At 70.3% G+C, this 8,404-nt stretch carries 11 protein-coding genes; 3 read left to right on the top strand and 8 right to left on the bottom strand.

All coding sequences use genetic code 11. The annotated features are described in order from the left end of the window. Positions 1–41: 41 nt before the first annotated feature. From UUA_RS10465 to UUA_RS10445, 5 genes are all read right to left on the bottom strand, one after another. Positions 42–476: a hypothetical protein gene (locus UUA_RS10465; RefSeq protein WP_008436615.1), complete on the bottom strand. Its 435-nt coding sequence runs from the start codon at positions 474–476 to the stop codon at positions 42–44. A gap of 89 nt (positions 477–565) precedes the next feature. After that, positions 566–1,744, bottom strand: a complete 1,179-nt coding sequence (locus UUA_RS10460) for a glutathionylspermidine synthase family protein (RefSeq protein ID WP_008436607.1) — start codon at positions 1,742–1,744, stop codon at positions 566–568. Then, on the bottom strand, positions 1,744–2,283 hold the full coding sequence (locus UUA_RS10455) for a DUF1190 domain-containing protein (protein ID WP_008436606.1): 540 nt from the start codon (positions 2,281–2,283) through the stop codon (positions 1,744–1,746). Before UUA_RS10455 ends, UUA_RS10460 begins: the two co-directional genes overlap by 1 nt. Positions 2,284–2,448: 165 nt before the next feature. After that, on the bottom strand, positions 2,449–3,411 hold the full coding sequence (locus UUA_RS10450; RefSeq protein WP_008436605.1) for a serine/threonine protein kinase: 963 nt from the start codon (positions 3,409–3,411) through the stop codon (positions 2,449–2,451). Positions 3,412–3,499: 88 nt separating this feature from the next. Next, complete coding sequence (locus UUA_RS10445; RefSeq protein ID WP_008436604.1) at positions 3,500–3,940, bottom strand: hotdog fold thioesterase; 441 nt, start codon at positions 3,938–3,940, stop codon at positions 3,500–3,502. Positions 3,941–3,994: 54 nt separating this feature from the next. Between UUA_RS10445 and UUA_RS10440 the strand changes: the two genes are divergently transcribed. Next, entirely contained in the window at positions 3,995–5,065 is a 1,071-nt protein-coding gene (locus tag UUA_RS10440; RefSeq protein WP_039953828.1) for a 2Fe-2S iron-sulfur cluster-binding protein, read from the top strand. Between the two features lie 115 nt (positions 5,066–5,180). On the opposite strand, the gene UUA_RS10435 is transcribed toward UUA_RS10440, so the two are convergent. The 3 genes from UUA_RS10435 to UUA_RS10425 form a co-directional block, all read right to left on the bottom strand. Next, positions 5,181–5,627: a rhodanese-like domain-containing protein gene (locus UUA_RS10435; protein WP_008436602.1), complete on the bottom strand. Its 447-nt coding sequence runs from the start codon at positions 5,625–5,627 to the stop codon at positions 5,181–5,183. Positions 5,628–5,704: 77 nt separating this feature from the next. Beyond that, positions 5,705–6,118 (bottom strand): hypothetical protein, encoded by a 414-nt coding sequence (locus UUA_RS10430; RefSeq protein ID WP_008436600.1) that lies wholly within the window; start codon positions 6,116–6,118, stop codon positions 5,705–5,707. 59 nt (positions 6,119–6,177) lie between these two features. After that, positions 6,178–6,651 (bottom strand): YiiD C-terminal domain-containing protein, encoded by a 474-nt coding sequence (locus UUA_RS10425; RefSeq protein WP_008436598.1) that lies wholly within the window; start codon positions 6,649–6,651, stop codon positions 6,178–6,180. A gap of 61 nt (positions 6,652–6,712) precedes the next feature. On the opposite strand from UUA_RS10425, the gene UUA_RS10420 reads away from it, so the two are divergent. Then, positions 6,713–7,492, top strand: a complete 780-nt coding sequence (locus UUA_RS10420) for a uroporphyrinogen-III synthase (protein WP_008436597.1) — start codon at positions 6,713–6,715, stop codon at positions 7,490–7,492. A 270-nt stretch (positions 7,493–7,762) separates the two neighbouring features. After that, on the top strand, positions 7,763–8,404 hold a 642-nt coding region (locus tag UUA_RS10415), incomplete at its 3' end, for a uroporphyrinogen-III C-methyltransferase (RefSeq protein WP_008436596.1).

Raw genomic sequence — 8,404 nt, 5'->3', positions numbered from 1 at the left:
CCCCGGCCCTCCCCTGCGTCGCAGGGGAGGGAGCAAGAGCGTCAGCGCAGGCGCAGCACCAGCCAGGAGAGCAGGGCGAGCAGGTTGATGCCCAGTCGTGATACCGCCGGGCCGGCCGCGGCCAGCACGAAACCCTGCGTGCCGAAGTGCCAGTCCAGGCCCAGTCGCGGCGCGGTCTGCAGGGTGGCGAACACGTTGACGAAAGCGCCGCAGTGCAGGGCGTAGCTGAACAGCGGCGTGGCGATCAGCGGCAGCTGCAGCAGCTGCGCCCAGCGCGACATGCGCACGCCGTGCTCGCTGCCGGCGACCAGTTGGATGCCCGCGGCCAGCACGAAGCCGTACAACGCCAGGCCGAGCAGGGCGACCAGGCTGTCGTGCGCGCCGAACGGCAGCAACCGGCGCAGCATCGCGGCCACGCCGTAGAAACCGCCGGCGATTTCGAGGGCGCCGATCAGGCGGAACAGGACGGTGCGCATGCGAGGCCTTGTGCGGAAAAAGACGCAAGCTTAGAGCCTGTCTGAAGTCTCCGGAAACCCCGCGCCGGAAGCTGTCGGCGCGCGGGCTCTCAGGCGATCAGCACGCCGCGTGCTTCCTCGATGATCGCATGCGGCACAAAGCGCGCGCTGTCCTGGGTGATCAGCGTGCTGTCCTCGCGGATGCCGATGCCGCAGGCGCGGTCGCCGACCACCCAGCTGCCGAGCAGCGGATGGTGGCCGTCGAACGCCGGCAGCGGGTGGCAGGCCTGGCGGATGCATGGACCGTCGTAGGGGCCGCCGGTGGCGAGCTGGCGGCCGTCGTCCAGGCGCATCGCGATATTGGCGCCCTCGCGCGAGTGCAGCGGCTTGCGCACCCAGCCGCGCGGCAGCTCGCCGCCATCGTCGAACATCGCCGGCAGCAGGTTCGGATGGCCCGGGTGTGCTTCCCACAGCAGCGGCAGGATGCCCTTGTTGCTCAGCAGCGCCTTCCACGGCGGTTCGATCAGCTGCAGACCTGCGCGCGGCAGGTACGCGCCGAACGACTCGCGGAACAGATCCTCCAGCGGGTACAGCTTGAACAGGCAGCCGATCACCTGGTCGTCGAGGTCGGTGAAGCGGCCGTCCTCGGACAGGCCGATGTCCTCGATCGCCAGCAGCCCGCAGTCGATGCCGGCCTGCAGCGCGCAGTCGCGCAGGTAGGCCACGGTGCCCTGGTCCTCCGCCGAAGCGCGCACGGCGGCGAAGTGGAACGGTCGCGCGATCCGGCGCGCAATGGTGCCGAACGCCTCCACCAGTGACTCGTAGATCGAGTTGAACTGGTCGCTGCCGGCCGGCAGCTGGCCGCGCGCGAGCTGGTCTTCCAGCCATTGCCACTGGAAGAACGCGGCCTCGAACAGCGAGGTCGGCGTGTCGTAGTTCAGCTCGTAGAGCTTGGCCGGACCGGTGCCGTCGTAGGCGAAATCCAGGCGGCCGTAGAGGTGCGGGTCGCGCTGGCGCCAGCTTTGTGCGATCCAGTCGCGGTACGGCTCGGGGATCGCCAGCTGCTGCATGTGCCGCTCGCTGCCCACGATGCGCTCGACCATGTCCAGCGCCATCGCGTGCAGTTCTTCGCTGGGCGCTTCGAGGCCGTGCTCGATCTCGCGCAGGGTGAACGCGTAGTACGCCGACTCGTCCCAGTACGGTGCGTCGTCGATGGTGTGGAAGCCGAAGCCGCACTCGGCGGCCTTCGCGCGCCAGTCGGGGCGCGCGGTGGTGACGACGCGGCGCATCAGCCGCCGATGCCGCGGCTGCTGCCGGAGCTGCCGAAGCCGGAACGGCTGACCGTGACCGCGCGGTTCGGCGTGGCGTTGACCGGCACCATCGCGGTGCCAGCTCCGCCGCGGTAGACGCCGCCGGCGCCGGTGGCGGGGCGCTGCCAGCCGCCGTTGCTGTCGCGGAACGCCGGCGCGCTGTTGAAGCCGTTCGCGGCCACGCCGTTGCGCGACATCATCTGCGACAGGAAGAAGCCGGTCATCAGCGGGCCGAAGAACGAATGGCTGGCGCCATCGCTGCGTTCGGCGCACTGCTCCTTGCCGTAGCTGGCCTCGCACGCCTTGCGGTTGGCGAAGCGCGGCGCGGTGGCCGTCGCGTCCTGCTGTGCCTTGGCGAACGCCTGCTGGCAGGTATCGCGGTCGTTGGTCTGCGCCACGCAGGCCTCGACCGAGGTGTACAGACCTTCGCGCGACGCGCTTTCGCTGCGGTCGCAGGCAGTCAGCAACAGCGGGGCCGTGCTCATCAGCAGCAGGGCGGCGGTCTTGGATCGCTTCATGGGATGCTCGGCTCGCGGGTATCCGTCCAAGCATGCCCGTTTGCGTGCGCGGAAGGAAGTTCTTGCGGTAGGAGCCCGCTTGCGGGCGATGCTTTTGGAGCCGGGATTCGGGATTCGCAGAAGCAAAAGCATCGCCCGCAAGCGGGCTCCTACCTGGTTGTGGAGCTATTCGAGCGTGTCGGCCAGCTCGTGCAGGTCGGCGACGTGCTGGTCCCACCAGCGCGATTCGGCGGCGAATGGGAACGCGGCGGGAAACGCCGGGTCGTGCCAGCGCGCGGCGATCCAGCCGGCGTAGTGCAGCTGGCGCATCGCACGCAGCGCCGGCACCAGCGCCAGCTCGGCGTGGTCGAACGGGCGGAACTGCCGGTAGCCCTCGAGCACGGCGTCCATCGCGCGCTCGTCGTTGGCGAGCATCCACAGGTCCTGCACGGCGGGGCCGCTGCGGGCGTCGTCGAAATCGACGAAGTGCGGGCCGGCATCGGTCCACAGCAGGTTGCCGGGGTGGCAGTCGCCGTGCAGGCGCAGCTGGCGTACCGGACCGACCGCTTCCAGGCGTGCGGCGATCGCCGCATCCAGCCGCGTCGCGGTGGCACGGTAGTTCACCTGCAGTGCGGCGGGCAGCAGCGACGAGGCGAGCACCGCATGCATCGGCTGCTGCACCATCGTGTCGCGGTCGAGCCGGCCGCGATGCGCGAACGGTGCTCGCGCGCCGACCAGATGCAGACGTGCGATCAGCCGGCCCAGCCACTGCAGTTGATCGGTCGCCTCCAGCTCCGGCGCGCGACCACCGCGGCGCGGCGTCAGCGCGTAGCGGAAGCCGCCGTGGTGCAGCAGGGTGCGGCCGCCGAAGGCCAGCGGCGCCACCACCGGCAGTTCGGCCCCGGCCAGTTCCTGGGTGAACGCGTGTTCCTCGATGATCGCCGCGTCGCTCCAGCGGCCGGGCCGGTAGAACTTCGCGATCACCGGTGCGGCCGGCTCCAATCCGTCGTGTTCCAGGCCCACCTGCCACACCCGGTTCTCGTAGCTGTTCAGCGCGAGCAGGCGGCCGTCCGGCCACAGGCCGCAGGCGCTCACCGCGTCGAGCACGAGGTCGGGGGTGAGGGTGGCGTACGGCGTGTCGGCTGTCATCGGGTACCGCGCCTCTTTCGTTCGCCTGCTCTCCCCACGCAGGGGAGAGGATTGAGGTGAGGGGCGGGTGCTCGCTGGAACGTCACGATCAACGCACGCCCAGGCCGCGCGCGGGGATCACTGCCATGGTGATGCGCGAGATGCACACCAGCGCATCGTCTTCGGTCTCGATGCGGATTTCCCACACCTGGGTGGTGCGGCCGATATGCAGCGCCTTCGCGGTGCCGGTAACGGTGCCCTCGCGCACGCCGCGCACGTGGTTGGCGTTGATGTCCAGGCCCACCGCCAGTTCCTTCTCGGGATCGAGCGTGAGCATGGCCGCGGTGCTGCCCAGCGTCTCGGCCAGTGCCACCGAGGCGCCGCCGTGCAGCAGGCCGTAGGGCTGATGGGTGCGCGCGTCCACCGGCATGCTGCCGGCGAGCCAGTCGTCGCCGACCGCGGTGATGCGGATGCCCAGCGTCTCCATCAGCGTGTTGGCGCTCCAGCCGTTGAGGCGGGCGAGGTCGGTGGATTGTTTCCAGAGGCTCATCGTTGATTCCCGTAAAGCGAACCCGCATTGTTGTCCGCTGTGATCGTCGCGACAATGCACCCAGTGCCCATCGTCACCCTCAAATCTTCCGGCCGCCGCTTTCCGGTGGCCCCCGGCGAGACCGTGCTGGAAGCGGCGCAGCGCGCGGGCGTGGCGTTGCCGTATTCCTGCCGCGCCGGCGTCTGCGGCAGCTGCAAGGCGACCCTGCTGGAAGGGCGCTGCGAATACCCGCGCAACCCGCCGCTGGCGCTGGATGCCGGCGCGCTGGCCCATCACGCGGTGCTGCCGTGCCAGGCGGTGCCGTGCGGCGACCTGCTGCTGGAAGCGCGCGAGGTGGCCTCGGTGGAGGACATCGCGCGGCGCCAGCTCGGCGTAGTGGTGGCGGACAAGTGGCGGCTGGCGACGGACGTGATCGGCCTGCGCCTGCTGCCGGACCGCGGCGAGCGCCGGCTGCGGCGGCTGCCCGGCCAGTACCTGGACGTGCTGCTGGAGGACGGCCGGCGCCGGCCGTTCTCGATCGCCAATGGCCCGCAGCGGGACGGTTCGATCGAGCTGCACGTGCGCCATGTCGCCGGTGGCGGCTTCACCTCGTGGGTCAACGACGTGCTCAAGGTCGGCGACCGCCTGCGCGTGGAGGGGCCGCTGGGCACCTTCGTGCCGCGCGAGGATTCCGAGCGGCCGATGATCTTCATGGCCGGCGGCACCGGCTTCGCCCCGGTCAAGGCGATCGTCGAACACTTCATTGCACTGGGCACGCGCCGGCCGATGCGGCTGTACTGGGGCGCGCGCAGCGCGGCAGACCTGTACCTGCGCGCGCTGGCCGAGCGGTGGGCGCGCGAGGTGCCGAACCTGACGTTCCACGCCGTGGTTTCCCACCCCGAGCTCGCCGATGGCCTGCGCACGGGGCTGGTGCACGAGGCGGTGCTGGCCGACCAGCCCGACCTCTCCGGCCACGACCTGTACATGAGCGGCCCGCCGGCGATGATCGACGCCGCGCGCCCGCTGTTCCTCGCCGCGGGGCTGTCGGAGGATCGGCTGTACTACGACTCGTTCGAGTACGCGCCGGACGTGCTGGCGCAGATCATCGCCGGCCGCGCCGGCATCCACGACCTGCCGCTGCCGTAGGAGCCCGCTCGCGGGCGATGCTCTTGGAGCCGGGATGACCAGACGTTCGTCTGTTGAGAGCCGGGGTTCGGGACTTGCAAAAGCAAAAGCAGAAGCACCGCGCGCCAGCGTGCTCCTAGCGGTTGCCCTTGGCTACCGGCAGCTGCGCCGCGTGCCAGGCCAACACGCCGCCGCCCAGCGTGTAGACCTTGCCAAAGCCGGCCTTGGCCAGTCGCTGCGAGGCCTTCAGCGAATTGCCGCGGCCGTCCTTGTCCATCACCACCACCGGCAGTTCCTTCGCCTTGGCCAAGTCCTTGTGCTCGGGGTCGAACTGGCTCATCGCCACGTGGCGGGCGCCGGGCACGTGCATCTTCTCGAACTCGGCAATCGCCGACAGGTCGATCAGCAGCGGGCTTTCGCGGTTGATCAGCTGGGTCAGCCCGGCCGGGCTGAGCTCCTTGACCTTGCTGAACAGCGTACTGACCTGCATGGCGATCAGCGCCAGCAGCAGGATCACGAACAGGGCGGACAAGGCGGCATGGTTGCCGACAAATTCGGGCAGCTTGTGCAGGAAATCGTTCATCGTCAGTCCACAGGTGCCGTGGCCGCACCAGTTCGGGTAAACCGGTAATTATACGGATATGTCGCGGCGCGCGCGGCTTAGTCCTGGGTGATGTCCGGTAGGCCGCTGGTCAGCCACCAGTGCTTGGCCTTCTCGTCGTAGTGCCAGCGCTGGTGGTCGACCACGCTGCGCTCGGACTGGGTGTGGATGTTGACCAGGTTGATCAGCACGGTCTGCTGCACGTCGAAGTCGCCGCTCGGCACCGGGCCGGCGCCGTCGTCGTACTCGCTCACCCGCACCTGCTGGTAGCGCGCCAGTTGCAGCGGGGTCAGCGGATGGGCGGTGCGCACCGCCGGGTCGATGAACTGCGCGGCGCTGCGGAAATCGCCCCAGCGCAACGTGCTGCCGTAGGCCTTCAGGGTAGTGGTCAGCGCGTCGCTGCGGGTCTTGGTGGCGCAGCCGGCCAGCAGCAGCACGGACAGCACGACGAGAATGCTCAGGATGCGACGCATGAGTGGCTCCTTCCCCAATGGATATCCGACCATTCTGCACCAAGTGGCGGCGAGCGACTTCAGCCGCGGCGTTTGGCGACGAAGCGCGCGCCCAGGGTGCAGGCAGGCGCGCCGTTCTCGTCGTTCACCACGCAATCGACGCCGATGCGCGCCTTGCCGCGTGCGTCGAGCGTGCTGAAGAAGGTGGTCCAGTCGGCATCGGCGGCGAGCCGTGCCTCGCTGCGGAAGTCCTGCCACAGCGGCGCTAGGTAGCGCACGGTCGATTCGGCGACGAACACGTCGCAGTCCAGTCCGCGCCGGCGCAGCGCCAGTTCCACCAGCGCCCAGCCGCTCAGGGTCATCAGGCTGACCAGACTGCCGCCGAACGCGCAACCCTTGTCGTTGACGTTCGGCGCCAGCGGTGCGCGCAGGGCCAGGTGCCCGTCGTCGCAGCCGGCCAGTTGCAGGTCCATCGCACGGGCCAGCGGGATTTCGTCGCGGATGAAGCGGATCAGCTGCTGCGCGTGCAGGGTGGCATCGTCGGTGCTGCTCACGTGGGCGGGGTTCCGGGGGAGGGAAAGCCCGTCAGTGTAGGGCGACCGCTACACTGGGGCCATGACAGTGGCCGCACGACAACCCTCCCGGAACAAGCCGGATCTGCGCGGCCGCACCGTGGTGATCACCCGTCCGGCCGGCACCGCGTCGGCACTGGCGCGCCGGGTGCGAGCACTCGGCGGCGTGCCGCTGCTGCTGCCGGGTCTGGCCCTGCGTGGCGTGGCGGATGCGGGCGACGCGCGTCGTGGCCTGCGCGCGGCGCTGGCGGCGGAGCTGATCCTCTTCACCAGCCCGGCCGCGGTACGCCACGCCGCCGCCTTGTTGCCGCTGCGAACCACGGCCGCGGTGCTGGCGGTGGGTCAGGGTACTGCGCGGGCCTTGCGCCGGCACGGCGTCGCCGCGCCGCTGGCGCCGCAGCGGCAGGACAGCGAAGGCCTGCTCGAACATCCCGGCTTGCGCGAGCTGCGCGGTCGCCGGGTGGCGCTGGTCGGCGCGCCCGGCGGCCGCGGCGTGCTGCGCGAACAGCTTGCCGCCCGTGGCGCGCAGTTGCAGGAGGTGCATGTCTACCGGCGGGTACCGCCGCGGCTGGACCGGCGTCACTTCGAGGCGTTGCTGCGCTTGCCGGCATCGGCGCAGGTGCTGCTGTCCAGCGCCGAGGCGCTGCACCACCTGCAGCAGGGGTTGCCGGCGGCCGCGTGGGCGCGGCTGTGCGCAGCGACCGCGGTGGTCAGCAGCGAGCGGCTGGCGTTGGCGGCGCGTGCGGCCGGGTTCGCGCGCATTGTGCCGGCCGCCTCGGCGCTTCCGGCCGACCTGCTCGACGCGGCCGCCCGCGCGGGCTGAGAGGTCGAGTTTTTCAACCTCGAAGCCCGGCCATGCATGGCCGGGCGCAGATCGGGCACGTCAGTGCCTGATTCGCGTGAGCGAGTCCGGACAAATCCGCCGGATTTGAACAGCCGCAGGCTGGCCCGCAGGGGGCATGCCATGGATGGCATGCACACATGTGCCGGACTCGCGATAGAAGAAAACCACAGGAAGTGGTTTTCTTCACAAGCACTGATCCTTTCACGCCGGTGCTACGAACGCGCCCGTATGGGCTGCTAGCATGCGCGCATGAGCAACGTAGACCAGCCGAGCGAGTCCACCGCGCCCGAGGGCGCCCGTCCCGATTCCGCTGCGACCGGCGCCGCGCCGATCGATCCACCCATGCGCGCCTCGCGCCCGGCGCGACCCGCTCCCCGTCCGCGCAGTGGCGGCAGCCTGGCACTCGCGGTGCTGCTGGCGCTGCTCGCGGTGGGCGTCTCCGGCTACGTCGGCTGGCGCCAATGGCAGCAAGAGCAACGCAGCGCCGCCGACAACCAGAGTATCGCCAGCCTGCAGCCGCGCGTGGCCACGCTGGAAACCACGCTGACCACCCTCGGTGACCAGCGCAGCAGCCTGAACCAGCGGCTGGATGACGCCGCCCAGGTCAACCGTTCGCTGCGCGAGGAACTGCTCGGTCAGGCCGAGCGCACGCGCCATCTCGAGGACGCGGTGGCCAAGCTGGCCGAGAAGAGCCTGAGCGGCCGCGACGGCATGCTGCTGGACGAGGCCGAATCGTTGCTGCGCATGGCCGGCGAACGCTACTCGCTGTTCCATGATGCGCAGGGTGCGGCCGCCGCGTATGCGCTGGCCGACCAGACCCTGGCCGCGGTCAACGACGGCGCCTTCGGCGGCGTGCGCCAGAGCGTCAACGCCGAGCGCGAGGCGCTGGAG

Origin of the sequence: Rhodanobacter thiooxydans LCS2 (assembly GCF_000264375.1) — a bacterium.
Taxonomy (GTDB): Bacteria; Pseudomonadota; Gammaproteobacteria; order Xanthomonadales; family Rhodanobacteraceae; genus Rhodanobacter; species Rhodanobacter thiooxydans.
This window is presented reverse-complemented; position numbering and strand designations above follow the sequence as displayed.